Source organism: Candidatus Nanohalobium constans (genome assembly GCF_009617975.1).
Classification (GTDB): domain Archaea; phylum Nanohalarchaeota; class Nanosalinia; order Nanosalinales; family Nanosalinaceae; genus Nanohalobium; species Nanohalobium constans.
The window spans coordinates 615,593-636,069 of sequence record NZ_CP040089.1 but is presented as its reverse complement, the minus strand read 5'-3'; the positions used below and the strand labels follow the sequence as shown (position 1 = coordinate 636,069).

At 43.3% G+C, this 20,477-nt stretch carries 26 protein-coding genes and 2 tRNA genes; 16 read left to right on the top strand and 12 right to left on the bottom strand.

Annotation, left to right across the window (positions count from 1 at the left end):
• Window positions 1–6 precede the first annotated feature (6 nt).
• The 9 genes from LC1Nh_RS03930 (at window position 7) to LC1Nh_RS03890 (ending at window position 6,951) form a co-directional block, all read left to right on the top strand.
• Complete coding sequence (locus LC1Nh_RS03930; RefSeq protein ID WP_153550402.1) at window positions 7–156, top strand: 30S ribosomal protein S27ae; 150 nt, start codon at window positions 7–9, stop codon at window positions 154–156.
• A 33-nt stretch (window positions 157–189) separates the two neighbouring features.
• Window positions 190–741, top strand: coding sequence for a non-canonical purine NTP pyrophosphatase (locus LC1Nh_RS03925; protein WP_153550401.1), 552 nt, complete (start codon window positions 190–192; stop codon window positions 739–741).
• Between the two features lie 26 nt (window positions 742–767).
• Entirely contained in the window at window positions 768–1,742 is a 975-nt protein-coding gene (gene kae1, locus LC1Nh_RS03920) for a KEOPS complex N(6)-L-threonylcarbamoyladenine synthase Kae1 (RefSeq protein WP_153550400.1), read from the top strand.
• A gap of 82 nt (window positions 1,743–1,824) precedes the next feature.
• A complete protein-coding gene (locus tag LC1Nh_RS03915) occupies window positions 1,825–1,962 on the top strand; it encodes a hypothetical protein (RefSeq protein WP_153550399.1) in 138 nt (45 codons plus the stop codon).
• Window positions 1,952–2,470, top strand: coding sequence for a hypothetical protein (locus LC1Nh_RS03910; protein ID WP_153550398.1), 519 nt, complete (start codon window positions 1,952–1,954; stop codon window positions 2,468–2,470). The genes LC1Nh_RS03915 and LC1Nh_RS03910 overlap by 11 nt, the downstream gene beginning before the upstream one ends.
• 74 nt (window positions 2,471–2,544) lie before the next feature.
• Window positions 2,545–3,117 carry an L-threonylcarbamoyladenylate synthase gene (locus tag LC1Nh_RS03905; RefSeq protein ID WP_153550397.1) on the top strand — a complete coding sequence of 191 codons (573 nt, stop codon included), beginning with the start codon at window positions 2,545–2,547 and terminating at the stop codon, window positions 3,115–3,117.
• Window positions 3,117–4,781: a cation:proton antiporter domain-containing protein gene (locus LC1Nh_RS03900; protein WP_153550396.1), complete on the top strand. Its 1,665-nt coding sequence runs from the start codon at window positions 3,117–3,119 to the stop codon at window positions 4,779–4,781. Before LC1Nh_RS03905 ends, LC1Nh_RS03900 begins: the two co-directional genes overlap by 1 nt.
• Window positions 4,778–6,382 carry a cation:proton antiporter gene (locus tag LC1Nh_RS03895; protein WP_153550395.1) on the top strand — a complete coding sequence of 535 codons (1,605 nt, stop codon included), beginning with the start codon at window positions 4,778–4,780 and terminating at the stop codon, window positions 6,380–6,382. The genes LC1Nh_RS03900 and LC1Nh_RS03895 overlap by 4 nt, the downstream gene beginning before the upstream one ends.
• Window positions 6,379–6,951, top strand: a complete 573-nt coding sequence (locus tag LC1Nh_RS03890; protein WP_153550394.1) for a KEOPS complex kinase/ATPase Bud32 — start codon at window positions 6,379–6,381, stop codon at window positions 6,949–6,951. The genes LC1Nh_RS03895 and LC1Nh_RS03890 overlap by 4 nt, the downstream gene beginning before the upstream one ends.
• A 1-nt stretch (window position 6,952) precedes the next feature.
• Here the strand turns inward: LC1Nh_RS03890 and LC1Nh_RS03885 are convergent, their stop codons facing one another.
• Together LC1Nh_RS03885 and LC1Nh_RS03880 are read right to left on the bottom strand one after the other, a co-directional pair.
• The gene (locus LC1Nh_RS03885) at window positions 6,953–8,380 is read right to left on the bottom strand and encodes a PH domain-containing protein (RefSeq protein WP_153550393.1); all 1,428 of its coding nucleotides are present in this window, start codon (window positions 8,378–8,380) and stop codon (window positions 6,953–6,955) included.
• Entirely contained in the window at window positions 8,377–8,844 is a 468-nt protein-coding gene (locus LC1Nh_RS03880) for a PH domain-containing protein (RefSeq protein ID WP_153550392.1), read from the bottom strand. Before LC1Nh_RS03880 ends, LC1Nh_RS03885 begins: the two co-directional genes overlap by 4 nt.
• A 67-nt stretch (window positions 8,845–8,911) precedes the next feature.
• Here LC1Nh_RS03880 and LC1Nh_RS03875 point away from each other — a divergent pair, with 67 nt between their 5' ends.
• Window positions 8,912–9,460: a thermonuclease family protein gene (locus tag LC1Nh_RS03875; protein WP_153550391.1), complete on the top strand. Its 549-nt coding sequence runs from the start codon at window positions 8,912–8,914 to the stop codon at window positions 9,458–9,460.
• Between the two features lie 210 nt (window positions 9,461–9,670).
• Here the strand turns inward: LC1Nh_RS03875 and LC1Nh_RS03870 are convergent, their stop codons facing one another.
• Window positions 9,671–9,940 (bottom strand): ribbon-helix-helix domain-containing protein, encoded by a 270-nt coding sequence (locus LC1Nh_RS03870; protein ID WP_153550390.1) that lies wholly within the window; start codon window positions 9,938–9,940, stop codon window positions 9,671–9,673.
• A gap of 155 nt (window positions 9,941–10,095) precedes the next feature.
• Here LC1Nh_RS03870 and LC1Nh_RS03865 point away from each other — a divergent pair, with 155 nt between their 5' ends.
• A complete protein-coding gene (locus LC1Nh_RS03865; protein ID WP_153550389.1) occupies window positions 10,096–10,533 on the top strand; it encodes a 30S ribosomal protein S15 in 438 nt (145 codons plus the stop codon).
• 126 nt (window positions 10,534–10,659) lie between these two features.
• Here LC1Nh_RS03865 and LC1Nh_RS03860 read toward each other — a convergent pair whose 3' ends face one another.
• The 3 genes from LC1Nh_RS03860 to LC1Nh_RS03850 are packed head-to-tail and all read right to left on the bottom strand — an operon-like array spanning window position 10,660 to window position 13,637.
• Entirely contained in the window at window positions 10,660–11,628 is a 969-nt protein-coding gene (locus tag LC1Nh_RS03860) for an ABC transporter permease (protein WP_153550388.1), read from the bottom strand.
• A complete protein-coding gene (locus LC1Nh_RS03855) occupies window positions 11,628–12,530 on the bottom strand; it encodes an ABC transporter ATP-binding protein (RefSeq protein ID WP_153550387.1) in 903 nt (300 codons plus the stop codon). The genes LC1Nh_RS03860 and LC1Nh_RS03855 overlap by 1 nt, the downstream gene beginning before the upstream one ends.
• A 6-nt stretch (window positions 12,531–12,536) precedes the next feature.
• Window positions 12,537–13,637, bottom strand: coding sequence for a COG1470 family protein (locus tag LC1Nh_RS03850; RefSeq protein ID WP_153550386.1), 1,101 nt, complete (start codon window positions 13,635–13,637; stop codon window positions 12,537–12,539).
• A 135-nt stretch (window positions 13,638–13,772) separates the two neighbouring features.
• Between LC1Nh_RS03850 and recJ the strand changes: the two genes are divergently transcribed.
• Entirely contained in the window at window positions 13,773–15,131 is a 1,359-nt protein-coding gene (gene recJ, locus LC1Nh_RS03845) for a RecJ family nuclease (RefSeq protein ID WP_217907011.1), read from the top strand.
• A 6-nt stretch (window positions 15,132–15,137) separates the two neighbouring features.
• On the opposite strand, the gene LC1Nh_RS03840 is transcribed toward recJ, so the two are convergent.
• From LC1Nh_RS03840 to LC1Nh_RS03830, 3 genes are all read right to left on the bottom strand, one after another.
• The gene (locus tag LC1Nh_RS03840) at window positions 15,138–15,368 is read right to left on the bottom strand and encodes a hypothetical protein (RefSeq protein ID WP_153550384.1); all 231 of its coding nucleotides are present in this window, start codon (window positions 15,366–15,368) and stop codon (window positions 15,138–15,140) included.
• Window positions 15,369–15,407: 39 nt separating this feature from the next.
• On the bottom strand, window positions 15,408–16,007 hold the full coding sequence (locus LC1Nh_RS03835; RefSeq protein ID WP_153550383.1) for a hypothetical protein: 600 nt from the start codon (window positions 16,005–16,007) through the stop codon (window positions 15,408–15,410).
• 92 nt (window positions 16,008–16,099) lie between these two features.
• A complete protein-coding gene (locus tag LC1Nh_RS03830) occupies window positions 16,100–16,831 on the bottom strand; it encodes a DUF2268 domain-containing putative Zn-dependent protease (protein WP_153550382.1) in 732 nt (243 codons plus the stop codon).
• Window positions 16,832–16,886: 55 nt separating this feature from the next.
• Between LC1Nh_RS03830 and LC1Nh_RS03825 the strand changes: the two genes are divergently transcribed.
• Entirely contained in the window at window positions 16,887–17,441 is a 555-nt protein-coding gene (locus tag LC1Nh_RS03825; protein WP_153550381.1) for an eS1 family ribosomal protein, read from the top strand.
• 106 nt (window positions 17,442–17,547) lie between these two features.
• A tRNA-Lys gene (locus LC1Nh_RS03820) sits at window positions 17,548–17,692 on the top strand.
• Between the two features lie 38 nt (window positions 17,693–17,730).
• Here LC1Nh_RS03820 and LC1Nh_RS03815 read toward each other — a convergent pair.
• Genes LC1Nh_RS03815 through LC1Nh_RS03805 form a run of 3 tightly spaced genes read right to left on the bottom strand, consistent with a single transcriptional unit; the run spans window position 17,731 to window position 19,097 of the window.
• A complete protein-coding gene (locus tag LC1Nh_RS03815) occupies window positions 17,731–18,051 on the bottom strand; it encodes a hypothetical protein (RefSeq protein WP_153550380.1) in 321 nt (106 codons plus the stop codon).
• A gap of 40 nt (window positions 18,052–18,091) precedes the next feature.
• On the bottom strand, window positions 18,092–18,595 hold the full coding sequence (gene msrA / locus LC1Nh_RS03810; protein ID WP_153550379.1) for a peptide-methionine (S)-S-oxide reductase MsrA: 504 nt from the start codon (window positions 18,593–18,595) through the stop codon (window positions 18,092–18,094).
• A gap of 34 nt (window positions 18,596–18,629) precedes the next feature.
• A complete protein-coding gene (locus tag LC1Nh_RS03805) occupies window positions 18,630–19,097 on the bottom strand; it encodes a hypothetical protein (protein ID WP_153550378.1) in 468 nt (155 codons plus the stop codon).
• Window positions 19,098–19,220: 123 nt separating this feature from the next.
• Between LC1Nh_RS03805 and LC1Nh_RS03800 the strand changes: the two genes are divergently transcribed.
• Together LC1Nh_RS03800 and LC1Nh_RS03795 are read left to right on the top strand one after the other, a co-directional pair.
• A tRNA-Ile gene (locus tag LC1Nh_RS03800) sits at window positions 19,221–19,375 on the top strand.
• Window positions 19,376–19,468: 93 nt separating this feature from the next.
• Window positions 19,469–20,305, top strand: coding sequence for a hypothetical protein (locus LC1Nh_RS03795; RefSeq protein ID WP_153550377.1), 837 nt, complete (start codon window positions 19,469–19,471; stop codon window positions 20,303–20,305).
• Window positions 20,306–20,477: the final 172 nt, after the last annotated feature.

The window sequence follows — 20,477 nt, the reverse complement described above, 5'->3', positions numbered from 1 at the left end:
CCAATAATGGGAAAACATGAGAAAGTTCAGATTCACGAGAAATACGATGAAGAAGGGAACTCACAGGGAGAGAAGTGCCCAAGATGTGGATCATTCCTAGCAGACCACGAAGACCGCATGAGCTGCGGCAAATGCGGCTACACAAAACACTCCTAAACTAACTACTTTTTTCTCTTGCAGTTTCTCTACATGAAAATATACTTCGCTACCGGTAACTCTGGTAAGGTTGAGCATGCACAAAATATTCTTTCTGAATGTGAAGTTGAACAGTTAGATGTTGAAACTGTGGAGCCTCAGTCCGGTTCAATCGAGGAAATTGCTCTTTCTAAGGTGAAGCAGGTTGTTGAAAAGTCGGATCTTGAGGATAGTACTTTTCTTATCGCTGATGACTCGGGTCTCTTTGTGGATTCTTTGAATGGGTTTCCAGGTCCTTTAAGCTCTCCTTTCGACAGTATGGTCGGAAAGGAAAGATTACTCGACTTAGTTGATCCAGGTGCTGATGCCAAGTTCAGAGCGGCTATAGCGCTGCATGTTCCTGATGGTGAAGATCGGGTTTTCACTGGCAAGGTTGAAGGAGAAATTGTTGAACCAAGAGGTGAAGGAGGGTTCGGTTACGATCCGTTGTTCCTGCCAGAAGGAAATGATAAGACCTGGGGCGAAGATCCAGAGTTCAAGGATGAAAATTCTCACAGGGAGGAAGCTCTTATTCAGCTTAAGGAATTCATTGAGAGAAAGTACTGAAAACTCTTTCTTCTAATTTATTTGATATGAAAGTTCTTGGAATTGAAAGCACTGCACATACATTTGGAGTTGGAGTAGTCAGTGAAGACGAAGTGCTGTGTAGTGTGAAGTCGATGTTTGAGCCGGATGAGGGCGGTATTCACCCTCGTAAGGCGGCTGAGCATCATTATCAGCATGCTTTGGAGAAGTTGAATGAGGCGAAACAGAAAAGCGCTGATTTTGATGAACTTGATGCGATTGCTTTTTCTCAAGGCCCGGGTATTCCTCAGTGCTTGGATGTTGGGGCAGTCGTGGCAAGAAGCCTGGCTGAGAAACACGACATCCCTCTTCTAGGAGTCAACCACTGCTTATCACATATCTCCATCGGCACTCGAACCACTAATGCGGAGGACCCTACCACTCTCTATGTCTCCGGAGGAAACAGTCAGATAATAGAATACAGATCTGGGCGATACCGAGTGATCGGAGAAACACAGGACATCGCACTGGGAAACGCACTAGACAAACTGGCTCGTGACTTGGGTTATCCACATCCTGGAGGACCGGAAATAGAGAATCAGGCAGGTAAAACTGATGAAATAATCGAATTAAGCTATCCTATCAAGGGAATGGACTTCTCCTTCTCTGGATTAGTCACGGAAACTCAGAGAAAGATTGGAGATGTCGAAGAACCGGTTCTCTGCAACAGCTTCCAGGAACATGCCTATGCAGCTGTAGTAGAGGCACTGGAAAGAGCGATGAGTCAGAGCGGTTCGAAAGAAGCACTTCTTACAGGAGGAGTCGCAATGAACTCTAGACTGCGTGAAATGGTGGAAAAGATGTGTGAACAGAGAGATGCAGAAGCATACTTCCCGCCGCCAGCATACTGCATGGATAACGGTGCGATGATTGCCCACCAAGGATTAATTCAATTGAAAAATGGTGATAAAGGGCTTGATTTGACGTATTCAGGTGTTAAGCCGGGTTGGCGTCCAGATCAAGTCGAAGTTGATTGGATTTAGTAGTTTTAAGCTATTAAGAAACTAGTTATAGGTTTAGAAAGGGTCTTAAACTTGTATAGAAAAGTAGAGGGCGTGAGATACTATGGTTGACGGCAATTCTTTAGGTAGGCGTGACTTTCTTGAAAAATCTGCTGGAGGGATTACTGAGTTAACCAGAGGTACCACTGCAGAAACTATGGAGGACGAGTATGGAGGATTTTTCAATCCAAATGAAATTTAAAAAAGTTATCCTAATAGGCTTCTTACCTCTTTTATTACTGGTAGTTCTGCTTTTTTCCTTACCAAAAGAAGTTGATTATGGTCCTGAACCTGTTGAAGAGCCTGAGGTAGATGCTAGGTACTATGAAGGGAATGAAACGCTGGTGTATGAGGTAGTTGATGGAAAATTCACATCTAAAAGCAGCAAATTGTTCTTTACCAAGGAATTTGAAGATGAGAATTATACTTTGAAAGCCGGTGGAAAGACTAAGAAAACAAGTGTCTGGGCGGAGGAATCATTTCTAGGTTTATCCGATTCTGGAATCGTGGATTTTCCGGTGACGGAAGGTGAAAAAGTAGCTATAATCAGTGATGGTACGGATTCAGACGGGGATGGGCATATCGGTTTAGAGAAAGGAAGAATATTTCTGAACAGTAAGTATCGCGGTAGGGATGCTATGATCACTTACTACAGCATAATCAACGGCACAGCATATGAAATGGGAGTAGTCAATTCAAGCACGACATAATCTTACCCGGGTCAGGAACCATTTTTAGATTTTAGCTGCGAAAACCTTGACTGTGAAGAGAGGGTAAATTAAGTATGAATCTCCAGGAATACCGAGGAAGATTAGATGAAGGCAAAATCGGAGTCTATCCAACCGAGACAGCGTATGGAATCGCAGCAGACGCATTAAATCAAGAATCAGTGGAGAAAGTATACGAAGCGAAGCAGAGACCGAAGTCTAAGCCTTTGACAACTATCTGCTGTGACTTGGAGCAGGTTGAAGAACATGCTAATTTGACTGAAGATGAAAGAAAATTGATTGAGGAGTTTATGCCAGGACCACTAACTTTAGTCGTAGAGAAAAAGAGTCATGTGCCAGATAACTTGAATGAAAGTTTTGTCTTCCGTATTCCAGGCAGTGAAACTGCTCGAAAACTGGCTGAAGAAGGACCTATAACTGCTACCTCTGCAAACATCTCGGGCGAAAGTACTTCTTACAGCGTTGATGATATCTCTGATGAATTACTGGAGAAGGTTGATTTCGTGGTTGATGAAGGTAAGTTGAGTGATGGTCCTACTTCGACTATCGCAGAAGTTAATAACGGAGAAGCCGTACTTCATCGTAGGGGACCGATCTCTGAAGAGGACCTCCAAGAAGTGTTGAAGTAATGGTTGTAGGAGTACAGGCAGCGGCGTTAGCAGTGGTTTCAGCAGCAGCCCTAGCCATAATCTTCCACAAGCTCAGACAGCCCACGGTAATCGCATACATTTTAACAGGACTGGTTCTAGGACCAGCGGTATTCGGAGTAACTTCACACAGCGAAGCCATCAAACTGTTCTCAGAACTCGGTCTTGCATTCCTACTGTTCCTGATCGGCTTGGAAATCGATGTTGAGGATGTAAAGGAAATTATAGGTCCTACACTTCTAATAGGAGGTCTTCAAATGGTCTTCATGTTTATATCAGGCTTCATAATAGGAAACCTGCTTGGCTTTACAACTGTCCAGGCAGCATTCACAGGAGTATTCCTGATGTTCTCCTCAACGGCAGTAGTAGTAAAAATGCTTTCCGACAAAGACCAGATAACTTCTCTACCAGGAAGGCTGGATGTAAGCATACTCTTACTTCAAGACATAGTTGTTGTCCTAGGTCTAGCCGCTTTAAACACTTCAGCCAACAGCTTCACTGCCCTAGGATTTAAAATAAGTGAAACGATTGTATTTATACTTTTAACAGCTGTCGTATCTGTAATATCGTCTAAGTATCTTCTTTCAAGACTATTTAATTCGTTTGCTGAGGAGAAACACGGATTCCTGATCTATGCAGTTGCCTGGCTCTTCATTTTTATCCAGGTCTCTCAGTTCCTAAACCTGTCGGTTGAGATCGGCTCATTTCTTGCAGGAATCGGCTTGGGAAGGCTAAAGATCAGTGAAGAGGTTATGGAAAGAATCAGACCGCTCACAGATGTATTCATGGCAGTCTTCTTCATAGGAGTAGGACTCAAGCTTACACAAGACGCCATAGCAATGTACTGGATGGAAGCAATCATAGTATCACTGCTGGTTATCCCACTTAAGTTCTTCTCAGGCTTTCTGCTTACAGATTACTCCAAGTTCTCACCTGAAACCTCATTCCTATCCAGCATAAACATGGCACAAATCAGCGAGTTCTCAATTGTCCTAGCAACGCTAGCCGCATCCAAACAAATGATTTCCACAGAGTTCGTCGGCTTTGCCAGCCTCACAGCCATAACAACCATGACAGTATCCTCGTACCTCATAAACTTCAATACCTCTCTTCATTCCAGGTTTGAACACTTGCTTGAAGGATTCAAGTCAGAGGAAAAGAATGATGTAGATATCAGTCGATTAGAAGATCATGCGGTTATCGTAGGCTACGATGCAATATCCCGTGGAATAGTTACAACTCTGGAAGAAAGCTTTGACGATATACTTGTTATTGACTCTGACTCCAACAATATAGATGAACTGAGCGGCTCAAGCTTTGAGTATATCTACGGTGATTTCCGGCATGGTGAGATAAGAAACTCTTCCAGGCTTCAAAGCGCTGAGCTCGTCGTCTCGGTGTCCGGTCAGCACGAGGTAAACCTTCAAGTGCTTGACGATGTAACTGATGCCACAGTCTTCTTAAGGGCTGAAAGCTTGGAAGAAGCCCTGGAGCTGTACGAACTCGGCGCACATTATGTGATACGCAGGAACGAGTTGACGGCAGAGCAACTGCTCGACTACCTCAACCTTTACAGGGAAGAACCGGAGCTATTCAAACAGGAAATAAAAGCTGAAAAAGAAAAAATCAAGTGGCAATCAAGATGAGCGAAATACTGTTTACACTTACACTTATCTTCACGGCAGCAGCAACAGCACTGCTGATTTCCAGAGAACTAGACCAACCAGCTGTACCGCTCTATATACTATCAGGGCTATTCTTAACCAATTTCATGGAACTAAATCAGGTGCTTGACCTATCAAGAGTGGGCATAGCATTCCTGGTTTTCATCTATGGTGTAAAGTTCAGCACACGCAAACTTCAATCAGTCGCAAGAAACGGAGGACTAGCCGCCGTCGTATCCATAGTCATGACAACGACCCTAGCACTGCCCACAGCACTTCTACTACAGCTAAGAGGGATTGAAATAGCAGTATTTGTATCTGCATCAGCCCTATCATCTTCCCTAGTTGGATTAGAGCTTATCAGCGACGACTTAAGAAAAGAACTGGTGCACAGCAGACTAATTGAAACAGTTCAACTCCTTCAAGATCTGGCAGCTGTAATACTGATACTTCTGATCTTCTCAGTAACTCCTTTACACGCCGTAACCTACGGTTTAGTCCTGTTGATCCTGTCTTACAGCTTTAAAAAAGGATTTACAGTTTTCGCGAAAAGCTTCAAAGACTCAACAGAGACAATAATGGTTTTCTCACTTGGAACGCTCGCAGGATTCGTAGGAATCTCCTATATACTGGAAATTCCAACCGTCGTCGGAGCGTTCGCAGCAGGTCTAGCTCTTTCAAAATACCCTTACAGCCTGGAGATAATCGACACAGTTGGAACTCTCAAAGACTTCTTCACAGCAATACTGTTCGTATCCATCGGAGCAATAGCGGCAACCGCAGACACCCAAGTATTCATCACGGCTGCGGCAATAACAGCGTTTACCCTAGTTGTTAATCCTTTCGTGATTTATACTGCTTTGCGTACGGTAGAAGAGAACAGCAGGGTAGCATTCCTAACAGGTCTTGGACTGGATCAGGTAAGCGAGTTCGCAGTAATCATCGCGATACAGGCATACCTGCTTGAACTCATACAGATAGGTCTCCTTCAATCAGTGGTAGTAGCTACTGCAGCAACGATGACATTATCGGCTTACACCAGCAGAAACCAGCAAAAACTGTACAAAATATTCTCCAACCTCTTCGCCACACCAGACGGAATGGAGTCAACCGTCGACGAACCGGAAAACCACATCATCCTCATAGGATATGATGTACAAGGCAAGAAAATTGTCGAAGGTCTTGAAGAGAAACCGGTTGTCATTGAATACGATCCAGAAAAAATAGACGGACTGAAAGAACGAAACATAGACTATGTTTTCGGAGATGTAATGCATCAAAAGCCATGGGAAGAAGCAAACTACAAGGAAGCAGACCTCATAGTCTCAACAGTACCGCTTCGACATGTATCAGACAAGATCATAGGGTTAGATACTGAAGCAGATAAAATACTGCGATCACCGGACGCAGAACAGGCACACCAACTTATGGAAGAAGGAGCAACATTCGTATCAGTACCCAAACATCTCGCCGCGCAGAGACTTACAGAGCACATAAAAGGGATATTTAACAGTCCTGAATACAGACACGAACTGAGACGCAAAAACATGCTACAACTCAGAAAGGAGCTAAGAGAAGAATGAAACAGATACAAGGAGCAGAAGCCACAGTAACAATCAAAGAAAAAGAAGTAGAGAAAGACAGAAAAAAGAAACAGTACCGACACCCAGAACTCGACAAAAGAATAAGAACGGAAAGAAACAAGCAAGAAGCACGAGTACTGCAGAAAGCCCGGCAAAACGGCGTAAAAGCACCGGAAGTAGTTGAAGAATCAGAAACAGAATTTAAGATGCAGAAAATAAAAGGAAAACAACTGAAACAGATAATTGAAGAACAACCAAGCCTCATCGAAGAATTAGCGGTTCAGGTAGCAAGACTCCACTCAGTAGACATAATCCACGGCGATCTAACCACTAGCAACGCAATAGCCCAAGATCAAGAGGTGTACATGATTGATTTCGGTCTTGCATATCATTCTGAGAGGGTGGAGGACAAGGCAGTAGACCTACACTTATTGAAAAATATTCTGGAAACCAGTCACGCCGATAAAGAGGAGCTTTGGAGTTTGTTCTCGGAGAAATACGGGGAAGAAGGAAGTGAAGAAGTACTGGACAAGCTGCCGGAGATAGAAGAGAGAGCAAGGTACAAATAACCTAGTCTCTCTTCGAAGAAGACTTGAAAGACTCAAACACTCTTTCAAACAGATTCTCGGCTGTTTCCTGATTTATATCGATGGCTCTCGGGTTGCGGGCGAAGGCATAGATCCCGGCAGTATCCAAGATGAGGCTTGACAGCTTCAGTCTTCTCTGGAAAACTGAGCGACTTAGATCAAGGTTTTGAATCCGGTAATAAGGAGTTACAGAGGTAATCCTGTTCCAGAATCCGTTTCTTGTATAGAAAAACTCTTTCCCTTCGTAGAAACCTCTATGAACATACTTTAGGCATGCTCCAATGCCTGAAGCAATGGTTAGAGGGACCAGTATATATGGGTTAAATACTGTCTGTGTGAGCTGCGTTGCTCCGAAGTAAAGTCCTGTCAGGACGGTTGAAGCAGATAGGTATCTGCCAAAGTATCTTCTGAAGCTTCGAGCCGGGACGCCTTGAATATCGTAGCTGCCGTGCTGGAAAATCTCGTTTGAAAGCTCTTCAACCCGGCGTTTCTCGGCGAGAGGTACTGCCACTTCCGGACCTTGCTGCTGTTGATCTTGTCCTGAATAACCTGCCGTCTCCACCTTCAAAGTAGCATAACCGAAAAACCTCTGTAACGGGTTCTCCTCAATCCTCAAGTTCTGAATCTTTTCAAACGGAATGCTGCCTTCAGAACGGTTAAGAAGTCCGCGCTCAAACTCAAGGCTCTTACCACGCCGGAAAAGCTTGAAATCATAATACTTGTTCAAATTGGATGCCGCGCTCGCAACCAGACCTCCAAAAACGATAATCCCTCCTAGAATAACCGCTACTGAGAGAAATGTAAGATTGATTGCGTCGTCGATTGCCGGACCAACAGCTCCTAGAAGCCCCATACCGACAAATACTGTGGACAGAGCCTTCCAGTTCAGGGATGTAAGGCTCAGGACAGTAAGCTCCTTCTGACTCAAGGAAAATATCGGAGACTCTTCCTCATCAACTTCCTCTATGTCTTTCCCCTCCTGTTTAAGCTCTCTTACCTGTCTCTGAATGTCCTTAGCTCTCTCCCTGTCAACATACTTCAGTGACGCCTCACTGGTCTTCCCGCCAGCCGTCTCCAAGTTGATTTTTGCGATACCTAGTATCCGTTGGAAAATACTTCGACTGATATCAACATTCTGAATCCTGTGAAGAGGGATCTCACGACGCTGCTTCCGGATAACACCGGATTTGATGTCAAAAGTATCCTCGGTAATCTCAAAGCTGAAGTTCCTCCAGACAAGGTAAAACCAACAACTTATCCCTAGAGATCCTGCAAAAAATATTCCAAGCATAGCTAATGCGTAGCCCGGGGCGAAACTCAGGCTTTCCAATGAACTGAAGGCTCCGATCGCCAGAATGGTTCCAGCTGACTTAACGGCTCTGTAAGGTATCGAAATTTTCGACAGTTTCATACTGCGTCACCGAACTCTTCCTCCGACTCAACAGCAACTTTTCTCAGACGCTCCTGAATATCATCAGCATCCGCCGGTAGAAGCCCTGGAATACCGACATCAGCACCTCTGCTACCGGCAGTATAGACAACAAGCTGTGAAAGCCCGAAAATCCTGTCAACAAGGCTTCTCTGTGTGTCAACATGCTGAACACGGACATAAGGAACCTTAGTCTTCACCTTCGTAACAACACCATGCTCCAGATATAGGTAGTCGTCTCTCATCTCGAAACCCCAGTTCCGGTAACGCAAAACCATGTAGACACTCGTCAAAACTGTTAAAACCGCAAATAAAACTGATGCAACGCTGATACTGAATGTTTCCAAAAATACTAGGCTGCCACCAACTATCGAGGTCAGTACTATTGAAACAAGTAAACCGGTTGCAAGCCAAGGCGCCAAAATCTTCTTCTCCAAGTCCTTCATAACAAACTTCTTGACCTTGCGTCTTTTTTATTCTTCCTGCAGAAAAATGGACTAGAAAAGCTTCCGAATGAACCAACAAACAATAATCACAACCCTACTTATCACAGCATTCACAATATCAGCTGTTACAACAGCAACAGACATAAACTCGGGAAAAACAAAGCAGGCAAATATTACAGCAAAAACCGTAGAAGTAATCGACGGCGACACAGTCGACATACAAAACAACGGAAAGGACACTGTCAGAGTCCTCGGAATCGACACACCGGAAATCAGCGGACAAAACATCCCCAAGGAATACTTCCTGGAAAACACTTCCAAAAGCAGGAAATGCCTCAGAGAGATGGGAGAAAAAGCCTCGGAGTTCGCCCAGGAAAAACTAGCTGACAGGGAAATACAGGTAGCAACAGATTCGGAGGCAGATAGACGCGGAGCCTACGGTCGACTGCTTGCTTATTTAGAATATAATGGTTCAGATCTGGGTCAGGAACTACTGAAGAAAGGATACGCCCGGGTCTACAACTCCAGTTTTGAGAGAAAGGAAAAATACCGTGAACTGGGGACAGAAAGTAGAAGAGAAGGAAAAGGTATCTGGAATGAAAGCTGTGGAGTTTAGCACCTTCAGTACGTCCTGTCCTTAACCTCTTCCAGATATACTTTTGAGTAGACTCTGTCGCGGTGTTCTATGCCGTATGCGACGAACTGGCTCTGGTATGCTGAGATTATCATTCTCTAGTTGACTTCTACAGGTTTTTATCGGTCTTGATCTTCAACCTGTAACAATCTATATCCTGTTCTTCATCTGCCTTTGGATGAAAGTAGAGTTTCACTCCTTCAAACCTTCATCTTCAGCAATCTCATCCATAGTCCGCATATCGTCAAGCCCAATCTCTCCTTCTTCAACTTGTTTCATACGCCGCTTAATCTCCTCAGCATACTCCTTATTCAACTCAGCTCGCTCAACCTCACTCCTCTCCTCAAGAAGCCTCCGAATAGCATCACGAACCAACTCGGACTTATTCTGATACCTGCCCTTCTCAACCTCAGAATCAATCTCCTTCTCTAAACCATCCGGCACATCAACAGTCAAAGTCATAACATGTTAACACCATGATGTTACTCTTATATTTTTTTGCTCTCTTTACTTACTCATCTGCTGATTGTCTGTTTTAAAACATTTTTCTCCCTATCTGTTGTTAGACCAGCACAGTCTTGAGTGGCTTGGCTGGCATACAATCGGTGAAATTATCAATGAGTAGAATGCATAAAGAAGCGCATGGTAGTTCTGGTAGTTCTAAACCTGTTGAAAAAGATAATCCTGACTGGGTTGAGTTTGAGGAAGACGAGATAATTGAAATTATCCTTGAGCTCCGTGAAGAAGGTCTTCAGCCTGCCCAAATCGGTTTGAGGCTTCGTGACGAATACGGTGTCCCGAGTGTTAAGCAGGCAACCGGTAAGAAGCTGACTGAAATCCTTGAAGAAGAGGATGCAGCTCCTGAGATGCCTGAAGACCTGAAGAACCTTGTTGAGAAGGCAGAAAGTATTCAAAGCCATCTTGATGAGAACCCAAGTGATGAACAGGCTCAGAGACAGTTAGAGCTTGCTAAGGCGAAGGTTAGGAAGGTTGCTGACTACCATCGTGAAGAAGGCAATATTCCCGAAGACTGGGAGTACGCAGCCGACGAATAACATACCTTCTACTTATCTTTTATTCTATTCATAGACACTTTGATTCTTTAAACATTCTAAGTTTTTCTAGGGATTATTTTGCTGTTTAACAAGTGGGAAAATAAGAATGGGAGAGATTGGAGTTTTTTACAGGTCTTGTCTCATGAATACTGTGTAACTGGCTGTGAACATGAGGATTGTTTCGCTTATTAGGAAGATGAGGTAGCCTATCGCGTTGTCGATGCTTTCTGATACTGTTGGATCTATCTCATTTCCTGCAGTCTGTAGCAGCATCGTTGAGGTAAAGCTTTGGTATGCTGTGGTTGGTGAGAGGCGTGATACTTTCTGTTTGAATCTGTCTCTCTGTCTGCGAACCTCTTCCCGGCTAATTCTCCGGTCATCGGATTCTTCTACTACTGTTATTCCGTTTGGAGTGGTTCTAGTTTCGCGCATCTGGGTTCCTGCTGTTGCGTCGTACTGGTAAATCTGGCTGGCTGCTATCTGTGCCATCAACGGTGTTGCAAGCGACAGCAGCAGTATAAATATGCTTAGTCCTAAGGCTCTCCATCTTGATCTTAGTAGCGTTGAGAATAGTGTTCCTAGGGCTGTGAAGAATCCCATGTATACTATGGTGCCTATCCAGACAAAGCTCAGTCTTATCACTTGGTTCATTGTCGGCAGTGTGTCTGTCAGGTATATTGTCAGTCCTGATGATGCTAGGAATGCTAGTAGCAGGGCGAATCCCAGGCTGAAGATTCTGGCGATGAACTTGCCGTTTATAATCTCGTCACGGTATACCGGGTATGAAAGCAGTAGTTCTATCGTTCCTTCACTTCTCTCATCGGATATTGCTGCATAGCTGAAGGCTATGGCTAGTCCTCCTGCTGCTATAGGCATGTTGAACCCCATCATGAAGTTGAATATGTCAAGCAGGGTAGGCTTCTCAGGAACCCATCCACCGCTTTGGAATTGATCCATCTTCATCTGGTAATCCTTGAATCCCATGAAGACGGCTCCCATGGAGAAGAGTGTGAAAAGTACTACCATGCCTAGGAATTTTTTGCTGGAGAAGCTGTCTGAGACTTCTTTAGAAGCTACATCCCACATAGAGCCCATCAGGCTTCACCCGTCAATTTCATGTAAGCGTTTTCAAGGGTTTCCTCCTCAATCTCAAAAGTCTTAACGTCTACATCATTTTCCAGTAAAATTCGGAATAGTTCAGACCGTATGTCATCCTCAGTAACTACTTCCACTTCAGTATCATCCACTAAGACCTCGACGTCAAGGCTGCTGTCCTCAACTACTTGGACTAGTTTGTCTGTGTCCTCTGCTTCGATAAGTATTCCTAGGTCGTTGTCTGTCTCTTTGCTTAACTCGGCTTTAGTACCGCATGCAACTATTTCCCCATCCTTCATTATCCCGAAACGGTCACAGAGAGGTGAAATCTCGGTAGTGATGTGTGAAGAAATTATTATCGTTTTGTCTTTCTCCTTGTTTATCTTTTCAGCGTGTTGCCTGAACCGTCTCTTGCCTTCAGGATCTAAACCGGTCGTCGGCTCATCGTAAATAATGATTTCAGGATCCTTAATCAAGGACTGAGCAATCCCCAGCCTCTTTTTCATTCCTGTCGAAAAATCCTTCGGATTCCTATCCGCATCTTCCTCCAAACCAACAAGCTCCAAAAGTTCATCAAAATCAGGCTCAGTGCCTGCTAACTGTGCAAAGTATTCCAGGTTTTCACGAGCCGACATACCGCCGTAAAAACTTATATCAGAAGGCAGGTAACCAATTTTACTTCGTACTTCTTTCCCTCCAGTGTGTTCCTCGCCTTCAATTTTCACTGTGCCGTCGTCTTCCCTCAAAAGCCCGATAACTGTCTGGAAAAGAGTAGTCTTCCCAACACCATTGGGACCGAGAAGCCCAAAGATTTCTCCTTCCTTCACCGAGAGATCAAAGCCCTTCAAGACCTCATGGCTTCCATAACTTTTCTCTACACCCTGCAATTCAATCTTGGACATCCGGATTCACCTCCTACCCAGTCTTCTGTAGACTACTATGAGTAGCACGAGGCTGAATCCCATTATACCTAATCCGATGTATCTCAGGTTGCTTTCCTGTTGAACTTCTACCCTTACTCTTTCAGGTTCTTCTGTAGCCGTCTCATCGGATGAAGCCGAGACCTCTACAAAGTTGTCACCTGGCTGGGCGTTTACAGGTGCTTTGACTGTTACCATGGTTCTAAATGAGTCGTACTGTTCGAGGCTGGGACTGCTGGACTGTGTTAGTTCGGTTTCCCATCCTTCAGGAGCTTCTACATCTACCTCAATGTTGTCGATTGTCACTGTTCCCCGGTTTCTAACTCTTACAGGTATCTGCTTTTCCTCCCCTGGTTTGACACCTATGAAGCTTTCCTCAGCATCTAATGAGATTCTTCTTCGCTCACTGGCATCGCTGCTTTCCCTGATCTCTACAGTAATGTTCTCAGATACTCTGCTCTTATCCTCAGCATAGAGTTCGAAATGGTAAGTTCCTTTCTTCGCAGTCTCCGGAACATCAATCTTGGCGCTGATAGATTCTTCCTTTCCATTGTCAACCTTCAGCTTTGTCACGTTGAAGTCCTGGAAGTTATAAGAGACTTCTGCAGATGTGTTATGGACCGCTCCAAGGCTGAAAGTCTGGTTCACGATTCCAGTGTTCTCAAGAGTCAAAGGGATATCAACTTCTTCACTCTGACCTACAAACACTCTGTCAGGGGCAGAAGTCGACATGTCGGCGTCTGCGAAAATGTTTTCCGAGGCCTTCAGGCTTAGGTTGAGACCTACTCCGTTTTTATCTGAGGTCATTTCCTTGAGTTCGATATCCAGTTCGTCTGAAATATCGAAGGTATGTGGTTTTTCCAGGTCGTAGAGTTCATCTTGAGTTTGTTGCTCAACTAAAAAAGTAGAACCGTCTCTTTCTACAGTAACTTCAAAATATCTCGTACCGTCTTGGTCATCGTACCGAAAAGTGTACTCGTTTAATTCAACTTCCTCCCCGTAACTTAAATCAAGTTCCTGGGTGTTTTGAGCAGTTACGCCCACGCTCATCAAAGATATAACCGTTAAGAATAGTATGTATTTCCTCATGGAAACTAAATGAAAAGGGTTGTGTTTAAAAACTGTGCTAAACTGTTCGAGTATAATCGAACCAAGTTCTCCAACCAACTCTCCATCGAAATACACAACCAATTTAATGCTCCTCCCTCTCAGAATAATCTAGAGATGGTAGACGATATCCTAGATGAAGCCGAACCTGCAGCACAGCAAATCAAAGACTTCGATGGAAAAATCCGTTTAATCGGACAGTACGACGCAGACGGGATAAACGCAACAGCAATCAGCCACGAAATGCTGGACAGACTCGACAAAAACTTCGAATACGAGATACTGAGGCAACTATACGAAGAAGATGTAGAGAGAATAGCAGAAGAAGACGAAGAACTACTCCTATTTGTAGACATAGGATCAGGACAGTCAGAACTTATTCAAGAACACATAATCGAAGAGACGGATAAGGAAGTAGTCGTCGTAGACCACCACGAACCACAGATAGAGGGAGACTTCACCCACCTCAACCCACACTTCCTCGGCATTGACGGAGGAGAAGCCATCTCAGCAGCAGGAATGGCTTATCTCTTGGCTAAGGCAGTCGACGAAGACAACCAGGACCTCGTCAAGTACGCCTTAATCGGTGCCACAGGAGACGTACAGAAACAGGAAGGAGAGTTCCTGGGACTGAACGAAGAACTAGCGGAAGAAGCAGTAGAAAACGATATAATCGAGAAAAGGCAAGGACTTGACCTATACGGAAGAACGACCAAACCTCTGCAGAAAAGCCTGATGTATACCTCCGACCCTCACCTTGAAGGCGTCTCTAACGATGAATCAGGAGCAATCCAATTAGTTAAGTCAGCCGGAGTTGAAATTCGTGAGAACGGCGACTTCAAGACACTGGCAGATCTATCCGAGGAAGAGGAAAAACAGTTAATCCACAAGATGATCAAGAGAGGCTACGAGGTACCACAGCTCCTCAACGACATCTACACACTGCCAAACGGATATGAAATCGACGAATTCTCAACCATAATCAACGCATGTGGAAGACTAGGAGAACCACGGAAAGGAGTTAAAATTTTATTGGAAGATGATTTAGACCTGGCAGAGAAGATTTCAACCAAATACGGTCGAAAAATCAGTTCAGCCCTCAGATACTTCGAAAACAACAAGGAAGACAACGATGTAGTATACGAAGACACAGTAGGCATAATCGACGCAGGTTCAAATATAGGTGAAGACTTCATCGGAACAGTCACAACCATCACCATGAGCAACGGAGCCTTCGACTGTCCGGTAGTCATGGGTGCAGCACATGCAGAAAAAGAACAGATCAAGATTTCCTCCAGGGCGCGGAAAGAAGTAGTAGAAGATGGCTTCAACCTCGGAGAGATCATCGGAGAAATCTGTGAAGAAGTTGATGGTGAAGGAGGAGGCCACAATATCGCAGCAGGTGCGAAGATACCACGAGACAAAAAGGACGAGTTCATGGAAAGTTTGGAAGAAAAAGTGGCTGAAGAGGTCTAAAACGAACTACAAACCTGTCTGAGCTATTGCTTCTTCCATTGTTTCTGCAGTGGTTTCTTTGACTTGGTAATTTCCATCCAAGCCTTCTCCCATTATCGTCTCCTGAAGTGTTTCTGCACTGGTTTCTTCCAGTGGTTCTCCGTCACCTAAGACTAATTCTATTGCTTCACGGTATGTTTCTGCAACGGTTTCTAATGAGTAATTTTCTGAATCGTATTCATTTTCTTCTTGGTTCATTTTGCTTCCCCCTCCTCAGATGTATTTTGCGCATAATTTTTATAAATTCTCCGGTTTCCAGTCCTCTAAATTGAAGTTCGGAATCTTCATTTGATCTAATTCGGTGCTTTCCTCCCAATCTAAGAAAACCGAGTAACCGTTTAAATCCTGAATCAATACATGTTCTGTCTCTGGTACTGTGGTATTTCGAGGTGTTGAGGTGTCGTATGCAGCCATATCGGTCAGATAGAACAGTGTGTCCTGTTCAAGATTGTGCTCGTCGACAACTTCTGTCAGAAGTTTTCTCAATGATTGGTCTCTTCCAGTCCAATCTGTCTTCTCACTTGGACTGATCGAGTGATGATTTTCCGGGTGTTCGAGTTCCATCTGCCTTCTTCCTGAACCTGGGTATATGGAGTAAAAGTTCTCTGGTTCGAAAAATGTCCTGTTATCTACTAATGTTTCAAAATCATCTATACCTCCATTTGGAACGCCATAAGAATCCATAACTAATAATGGGCTGGTATTGTCCCTGTAACTGTCCTTAGTAACGCCATTGAAAACAGGCAACACTTCTCTAAAGCTTTCGTGATCTCCAACATTTAATTTAACGGCATAAGGAGGATCTTCAAGGTTTTGAGGAAGGTAGTCTTGTTCCATGTATGCTAAAGACCCCACAACATATATAATCCGATGCTAACAGAAAGTGAGAAATTTGTGGAAGATATGGAAGAAAAAGTTGCTGAGGAAGACTAATTAAGAACTTCGCTTAGAGCTCCTTCTACAATATTTCTTTTATCAGCTAATTTTGGTATTTCGTCTATCTCGTAGCTCTTTTCGTTTATAATGAGTTTAACTATCAGGTAAGCTATTTGATAGCCCTCAGCTTTTATGCAAGGTTCTTCACCGTTCTGAAATATGTTATCAGGTTGATATGTTCTATCTTCGTCTAAAACATTGATTATTGTTTCTGAATTGACATCTGGGTTTTGATTTGATCGGTAGTGAGGTTTCCAGTTGACTCCTATTTTTTCAGAGACTTGTTCAGCTCTATTCATGGCATGGCCTTCGAAAATAAGATTCTCCAGATTAGTATAAGGAGCACTTTGATTTCTTGAGTAAAATTCCTGGTGAGCCATCTCATGCGCCATCATGTTGATCAGGCAATCTTTCCAGTTCTCTCTGTACCTGACAGCTCTAATCATAACTACATCTCTTTCAAATCCTTCCATCCATTCAGCAAAAGAAAAACCATGAACATACCGGTTGATTGGAGCATCTTCATCAAAAGTTGAGCAGTCTGTCATCGCAAAGTAGAGTTTGAAATCTGTGGAAGCTCCGGTAATATCAGAAATATCCTGGGCGATACTCTCTAACTCTGACCTGAAAAATTCCTTCTCATCACTCTCTGGCTCTCTAGAATACTTTCGGTACTCGTCCAGAAAGTAGTCGTGTTTCTCTTCATCGAAGAACTCTATGTCCATATTCTACCTCTGCTCCACACACCGTTTATAAAGTTTTGACCCGGGTGTTTTGTGTATGGCTAAGGCTGTACTTCAAAAGAACTGGTATAATATTCAGGCGCCGGATATCTTCGATGTTGACGATGTCTCCGAGACGCCTGCAGAAAAGGCTTCACAGGTAAGAGGCCGGACAATCAGAGAAAGTCTAAACGAACTCTTAGACGACTCAAGCAAATACTACATGGATGTAACCTTGAAGGTTACAGAAGTAGAAGGTAACAAAGCCTTCACAGAAATCCAAGGACTTGACTGTTCCTCAGAATTCGTCTCAAGAATGGTTTCCAAGAGAAGCGACCGATTCGACATGGTCCACGATGTAACCACAGAAGACGATAGAGAAGTCAGAGTCAAAATAGTAGGATCAACACTCAGAAAAACATCATCCAGCACACTCTCAGCAGTAAGAGAAGAACTGCAAAACATTCTAGACGAGAAAGCTGGAGAACAGATGTACAACGAGTTCATGGAGAACATCTTCACAGACAACATCCAAGAAGAAATGAGAGAAAAAAGTGAAGAAATCTACCCATTCAGAGAACTCGAAATCCGGAAAACAGAACTCCGGGAATAAACCTTTATTCTTCCAAATTTTCTCTATAGTTCCCGTTCTCTTCTACACTTCACCGTTACAATTGTATTAAAAGAATTTCCGGAAACCACTCTATACACAGACCAAGGGGCCGGTAGCTCAGTCTGGCAGAGCACCAGACTCTTAAACTCGGGCAGAGTTTAATCATGCTTTGCCGCATTTCCTGCGGAAAGCGACTCTTCCCAAAAACAAGAGTTATCTGGTAGTCGCGGGTTCAAATCCCGTCTGGCCCAAACTTTCAAGCTAGGTTTGGTCAACCGTAAGGCGATTTTTAGAAATCTGATTGGTCATTTTTTGATTTGGAATTATTCGCGATATTTCCGTGATTGTCGCCCATTACAGTTACATTTTGAGACTCTTCAGAATTGAGTTCTTCACCGTCTTCACTTATTCTCCTAAGAAATTCATCTACTACTGGTCCTATAGTATCTGGCTTTGCCAGAGCGCCTAAACCTATCAGACCTAAGAAAACCGCAATCACTAAGATCAAAATATTATCAGGTGAGGAAGTGAAGTACATAGTTGCGAAAAGCACAGAAACGAAGATAGAACCTAGACCTGCAACAGCACCATCTCTACTATCTTCATCCATGGTTTAAGATTGGAACTTATCTCTAAAAATTTTTCCCTTGCTAAAACACCTTTGCTTTCTCTATTTTTGGCTGGGCATGCATCGTGCAGTAAGCATCCTCCGGATTCTTCTCGAAGTAGTCTTGGTGTTTTTCTTCGGCTTTCCAGAACTTATCCAACTCCTTCAGTTCGGTGACTATTTCGTCTTCGTATTCTGGTTGTTTTTCTTCTAGGAAACTCTCCGCAACTTCTTTCTGTTCTTCAGAACTATACAGTATTATTGAGCGGTATTGGCTGCCTGTGTCTGGTCCTTGTCTATCTTCTGTGGTTGGGTCGTGGATCCGGAAGAAGAACTCCAAAATCTCCTCATAAGATAGCACTTCCTCATTGAATTGTATTTTGATTGCTTCTGCGTGTCCGGTGTTTCCGTTGCATACTTCCCTATAGGTGGGTTTGTCTGTGTGTCCTCCGGCGTATCCTGAGATTACTTTTTTGACTCCTTCTAGCTGTTGGTATGCTGCTTCGGTGCACCAGAAGCATCCGCCGCCGAGGACTGCTGTTTTCATAGACCTGTATTTGTGTCTGAGTTGGTTTATTTGTTTAGAGTTTGATGCTTCTTTTGATTATCCGTATTATCCGTGATATTTGTGCTGCGATTGGCAGGTTGGTTAGTGCTTGTTCGGTTTCTTGTTCTGCTAGTGTTTCTTCTATAAGTGTTAGTCCTCGGAATTCTTTCAACAATGTGAATGCAGGTATTACGAGGAGTGCGTCGAACCAGTGTTGTTTCAGGAATTTTCTGTCACTTTCTGCTAGTCTGAATGCCATGGCTAGTCTCAGGCTGAAGTATGCTACAAGTATCCAGTTGGCGTAGTTGATGTAAACACTCATTTTAGCTGTCACAGGAACCAGGTAGTTCACTGTCAACAAACTACCTAGCATTATCAATGCGAAAGGCATGAAATGGTCTAAGAAAACCTTGGTCTTGGCAGCATAACTCCTGGGAAAAACACCTTCAACCTCGTCCTCAACCGACTTGACTCGGCTCGCTACATCATCCTGCCAACTCACAAAACACAACTAGTACCAGACCGAAAATAAAACTAACTACCAATAACCTGTACAGAACCAGGGAAAATTACAGTTTCCACAACACCCTTTTAGAAACTTACCACCAAACAAAGAAATACACACGGACCGGTAGCTTAGCCAGGTTAGAGCGCCACGCTGATATGGACTGGTTACGCTCAGATCCACACGCAAAAGAGCATTCTAACGAATGCACTGTGGAAAAACGCGTACAGACCGAGGAAACGTGGAGATCCCCAGTTCAAATCTGGGCCGGTCCACTCCTAATTCTGTTCAATATATTCGTGCAATTTATCAATCTCTACAAGCACCCCCAAGCGAGATTTTTTGGATTTAATTGATTACATATTATTATGCCGAAGCTTTCTAACTGGCTCAGAGAGTATTCTTTAATTTTCAAGCTCCTTATTGTGCTTGCACTTACGATGTCCTGTGAGTGGCTATTTTTTAATCTAGAAGGGTTAAATACAATAAAAACTATTGGGCTAGTATTAATACCTATTTTAGGGGGTATAACAATTTTTTACCTCTTAAATAAGCATAAATTCAATGAAAAAATTGAATTAGGCACGATTGTATTACTTCTACTAATTTTTGGTTTCAGCTCATATACATTGGCCTCAGGAGCCCACCAGAACGAATTTAATAAATTTGAAATTGCTGTGAATGCGCCTGAAGGTGGCCTAAATGAAGTATGGGTTTTTCCAGAATATGGCCTTAATTCAATGACGGGAGAGGCTCAATTTGATAGTAGAAAGAATCAGACACTAAACATTAGCGTTGAGGGCGATGGTTGCTATCTCAAGGATAAATCTAGGTCAATAAATCTAACTATTTCGTCTTCATCTGATGAGTCGATAAAATTTAGGTGTTCTAACTTCAAAAGTCATATTAGTATAGCAACTGCTGAAGAAGGAAAGGTAGCTGATGTAATAAAATATCTGAAATTGAAATCTACAGGATTATTTTTCTCCAGGAACGATGTAAGCTCTCCAGATACAAGTTTGGATGTTGATCAATTCACATCTTATTCTGAGTTAACTGCTATGGAAGACAGTTCTTGGAGACTTAATTTATTTTTAGAACCAGAGAACCGGTTGCTAAAAGTATTTTCTCTTATTTATCGGTCCTTAACTCTAGGATTAGGTGTTGCTTTGGTAGAAAGAGGCTTGAAATTTGTAGAAAAATGATATCTGAAGAATTATCCCGAACAAGAACATTTATGTGGGTCCGAGTGTACGCCAAGCATAAGTATCACGCTTGTGTATAATTGATGGATAGCTCCTTTCTCCAAAAATATTTTTTATCTGAAAAGAAAAATAGAAAGTTAGTTTCTTCCCTCTCAGGACAAAAAGCATGTCT

Bases quoted from the DNA above. Each gene is read 5' to 3' on its own strand.
- LC1Nh_RS03830 (WP_153550382.1), bottom strand. From the start codon at position 16,831: ATGGACATAGAGTTCTTCGATGAAGAGAAACACGACTACTTTCTGGAC.
- LC1Nh_RS03905 (WP_153550397.1), top strand. From the start codon at position 2,545: ATGAATCTCCAGGAATACCGAGGAAGATTAGATGAAGGCAAAATCGGA.
- LC1Nh_RS03900 (WP_153550396.1), top strand. From the start codon at position 3,117: ATGGTTGTAGGAGTACAGGCAGCGGCGTTAGCAGTGGTTTCAGCAGCA.
- msrA (WP_153550379.1), bottom strand. From the start codon at position 18,595: ATGAAAACAGCAGTCCTCGGCGGCGGATGCTTCTGGTGCACCGAAGCA.
- LC1Nh_RS03815 (WP_153550380.1), bottom strand. From the start codon at position 18,051: ATGGATGAAGATAGTAGAGATGGTGCTGTTGCAGGTCTAGGTTCTATC.
- LC1Nh_RS03915 (WP_153550399.1), top strand. From the start codon at position 1,825: ATGGTTGACGGCAATTCTTTAGGTAGGCGTGACTTTCTTGAAAAATCT.
- LC1Nh_RS03840 (WP_153550384.1), bottom strand. From the start codon at position 15,368: ATGAACCAAGAAGAAAATGAATACGATTCAGAAAATTACTCATTAGAA.
- LC1Nh_RS03930 (WP_153550402.1), top strand. From the start codon at position 7: ATGGGAAAACATGAGAAAGTTCAGATTCACGAGAAATACGATGAAGAA.
- kae1 (WP_153550400.1), top strand. From the start codon at position 768: ATGAAAGTTCTTGGAATTGAAAGCACTGCACATACATTTGGAGTTGGA.
- LC1Nh_RS03885 (WP_153550393.1), bottom strand. From the start codon at position 8,380: ATGAAACTGTCGAAAATTTCGATACCTTACAGAGCCGTTAAGTCAGCT.
- LC1Nh_RS03850 (WP_153550386.1), bottom strand. From the start codon at position 13,637: ATGAGGAAATACATACTATTCTTAACGGTTATATCTTTGATGAGCGTG.
- LC1Nh_RS03825 (WP_153550381.1), top strand. From the start codon at position 16,887: ATGGCTAAGGCTGTACTTCAAAAGAACTGGTATAATATTCAGGCGCCG.
- LC1Nh_RS03870 (WP_153550390.1), bottom strand. From the start codon at position 9,940: ATGACTTTGACTGTTGATGTGCCGGATGGTTTAGAGAAGGAGATTGAT.
- LC1Nh_RS03875 (WP_153550391.1), top strand. From the start codon at position 8,912: ATGAACCAACAAACAATAATCACAACCCTACTTATCACAGCATTCACA.
- LC1Nh_RS03860 (WP_153550388.1), bottom strand. From the start codon at position 11,628: ATGGGCTCTATGTGGGATGTAGCTTCTAAAGAAGTCTCAGACAGCTTC.
- LC1Nh_RS03795 (WP_153550377.1), top strand. From the start codon at position 19,469: ATGCCGAAGCTTTCTAACTGGCTCAGAGAGTATTCTTTAATTTTCAAG.
- LC1Nh_RS03925 (WP_153550401.1), top strand. From the start codon at position 190: ATGAAAATATACTTCGCTACCGGTAACTCTGGTAAGGTTGAGCATGCA.
- LC1Nh_RS03855 (WP_153550387.1), bottom strand. From the start codon at position 12,530: ATGTCCAAGATTGAATTGCAGGGTGTAGAGAAAAGTTATGGAAGCCAT.
- LC1Nh_RS03910 (WP_153550398.1), top strand. From the start codon at position 1,952: ATGAAATTTAAAAAAGTTATCCTAATAGGCTTCTTACCTCTTTTATTA.
- LC1Nh_RS03880 (WP_153550392.1), bottom strand. From the start codon at position 8,844: ATGAAGGACTTGGAGAAGAAGATTTTGGCGCCTTGGCTTGCAACCGGT.
- LC1Nh_RS03865 (WP_153550389.1), top strand. From the start codon at position 10,096: ATGAGTAGAATGCATAAAGAAGCGCATGGTAGTTCTGGTAGTTCTAAA.
- LC1Nh_RS03895 (WP_153550395.1), top strand. From the start codon at position 4,778: ATGAGCGAAATACTGTTTACACTTACACTTATCTTCACGGCAGCAGCA.
- LC1Nh_RS03835 (WP_153550383.1), bottom strand. From the start codon at position 16,007: ATGGAACAAGACTACCTTCCTCAAAACCTTGAAGATCCTCCTTATGCC.
- LC1Nh_RS03890 (WP_153550394.1), top strand. From the start codon at position 6,379: ATGAAACAGATACAAGGAGCAGAAGCCACAGTAACAATCAAAGAAAAA.
- recJ (WP_217907011.1), top strand. From the start codon at position 13,773: ATGGTAGACGATATCCTAGATGAAGCCGAACCTGCAGCACAGCAAATC.